1 protein-coding gene is annotated in these 2170 nt (G+C 27.9%); it reads left to right on the top strand.

Annotation, left to right across the window (positions count from 1 at the left end; all coding sequences use genetic code 11):
* Window positions 1-293: 293 nt before the first annotated feature.
* Window positions 294-2170 (top strand): hypothetical protein (locus EIC27_RS06685; RefSeq protein ID WP_153183781.1); only part of this gene is annotated, 1877 nt, incomplete at its 3' end.

Genomic DNA, 2170 nt, shown 5'->3' with positions numbered 1-2170 from the left:
CATCATTAGCCTCTATTTTTTTAGGCTTTTGTTCTACCACTTATTTTTATTCTTGCCTAGATGCCCTTATTTTAGCGCTTACTTTGAAACGAAAAGTGCGCTATGAAAAAACCTTTGATTGACATGTCTCATAAAGTGTCTGAATATATAATTCTTATAATGTATTAGGTTTTATTAGAATTAATAAACGCCACACTCAAAAAGCTAATTTACATTTTAGGCAGATATATAAACAAGTTGACAAAAGTTATAAAAATAGTCAGTTTTATTATGTAATAGAATAATAAAGAAAGGTGTCAGATACTGAGTTTTTAGAGTGTAATTTATATCCAGATCAGCTTTATTCAATAGATGTTAGTGATTTAAATTCAGAAGGAATTGCTGAGAAGAAAATAAATGGGAAGTGTATAGGAGATATAGACATCTATAATGATGCTTATAATGAAGTATTGTTATATTTTATAGAAGAGAATGTTGAAATAAAAGGAACTATAAGATTAGAGAATAAAGGAAAATTAAAATTAAACCTTGGAGATTACAAATTAATTAATACAACTAGTGAAAACATAGAAGAACTAGTCATTACATCTACTGATTCAGAAGATAATACAGGATTGATAAAAGATGTAAGGTTAGATAGTGTTCTGATTAATAAAGGGGTGGTTAGGCTAAGAGGGAATAATATAGTAGGCAAATTAAATATAGAAGAAACTCAGTTAGATTTAGATGAAAAATCTGAACTAGTAAGTAATGAAGTATTTATAAAAAGTATAAATCGTGATTTTAATCTAATGGGGAAGATTACGGTTCAAGATTCTTTTATTTATAATGGCAAATGTATTACCTTAGATAAAGAAAGCTCAATAATAAGTAAAGATGGAAATATAGAAATAAGCTTACTAAATTGTAATTTGAGTCATAATGGATATATATGGTCAGGGAAGGATTTAAAATTAGAATTAGAAAAAGGATATTTAGCAAATAAAGGAGTCATTGGAGCTGATGGAATAGGAAGTATTTTGGTAAAAGAGAGTGGAGCTAAGTTAATAAATAGTGGCAGTATTCAAGGTGGAATTGATTTTACCGTAAGGCTTGAGGCAAATGGGAAATTAGAAAATGAAAAGGATGGAGTAATTAATGGGAAAGAAAATATTAAAATAATAACAAATGCTATTATCAATCAAGCAGGTGGAAAGATAAGTAGTGTAAATGGTATTGAAATAGATATTACAAAATTAATAAATAGTGGAGCGATATATTATAAAGAAGGTAAACTTAATATTAGAAATGCACTTATTAATCATGCATTAATAATTGGAGAAGAATTAACTGATATTAAAATGGGAGTAAAGGGTGAGATTCATAATAATGAGAATGCACGGATTAAGTTAGGGGGTAAGGTATATATTGGTGGCAATGACGATAAGAATATAAGTTTACTTAGAAATTATGCGGCAAGTATTGCAATCACAGGAGAAGAACTAACATTAAATGTTGATAAAATTGATAATTTAGCAAGAGAAGAGGGTTATAAAAAAGAAGAATATGATTGCACCATAATAGGATCAAGAAATAACTTTTATGTAGATGATACTGAGATTTTCATTTTAGGAACTGATATAGAAACTACATCATTTTTAAAACATGCAAAGATTAAATTAGAAAGTAGCAATATATTAATTAATAGCTTTATCGTTAATCAGGGGAGTATAATTATTATTAATGGTAAGATAAATGACCTTGCAAAAATAAATATAGAAAATATTGCAAGATATCTTGTAATAGAAAAGCATGGTTTATTAATTAAGGAATGGGGCGTTGTGATAACAGGTGAGAGACATGGAGATAATACGTATGAGTATAGCCATCAGTTTAATCCCAATTTTTATTCCTTAAGAAAGGCAGCAGAAGAATATAGTAATAATGGCCGTATAGAAAATTTTTCTTTAAAACTTAAATGTGTTAAAACTTTAGAAGCTCGCTCTATCCTCAATTATAATAGGTGGAATTTTTTTTCTGTTAAGAACAAATTTTTAGCAAAACCATCAATAGAAATTATTTTGCAAGGACAAAAAGCAATTAATTATATAAAGTCTTATAATAATGTACCTTGTGGAAGCGGCTACGATTCTTGTATACTATTTGAGCAAAAAAGCTTCGTATACAAATC

Origin of the sequence: Candidatus Aquarickettsia rohweri (genome assembly GCF_003953955.1) — a bacterium.
In the GTDB taxonomy this organism is placed as follows: Bacteria; Pseudomonadota; Alphaproteobacteria; order Rickettsiales; family Midichloriaceae; genus Aquirickettsia; species Aquirickettsia rohweri.
Note: the sequence above shows the minus strand (reverse complement) of the source record. Positions and strands in the feature narration are given on the sequence as shown.